This is a genomic window from Aeromonas piscicola (assembly GCF_000820005.1).
In the GTDB taxonomy this organism is placed as follows: domain Bacteria; phylum Pseudomonadota; class Gammaproteobacteria; order Enterobacterales; family Aeromonadaceae; genus Aeromonas; species Aeromonas piscicola.
In genome coordinates this window covers 1-351 of sequence record NZ_CDBL01000077.1, presented here as the reverse complement: position 1 = coordinate 351, position 351 = coordinate 1, and the positions used below count along the sequence as shown (strand labels likewise).

Annotated in this window: 1 protein-coding gene; it reads left to right on the top strand. The window is 61.8% G+C overall.

Annotated elements, in window-relative coordinates:
* The coding region (locus BN1128_RS19720) for an ATP-binding protein (protein WP_042871950.1) at positions 1-351 on the top strand (351 nt) is incomplete at both ends.

Sequence of the window (351 nt, the reverse complement as noted above, 5' to 3'; positions counted from 1 at the left end):
ACAAGAAGCTGCAGACCCGCTTCAAGTTCGATGACGACGTCTTCTTCGCCGGCGAGCAGGGGGACTTGATGGAGTTGATGGGCAACCTGCTCGACAACGCCTTCAAGTTCGCCATCAGCGAAATTCGGGTGACTGTGAGCCGCCGCTTAGACCGCTTGCGGATCGAGATTGAAGACGATGGCCCGGGCATAGATCCGGACAAGTCGCAGCAGATCTTCCAGCGCGGCGTGCGCGCTGACAGCTCCCCCGGCCAAGGCATAGGTCTGGCGGTGGTCACCGAGATAGTGCACAGCTACGGCGGCCAGATCATGGTGGATGAATCGCCGCTGGGGGGCGCCCGCTTCACCCTGG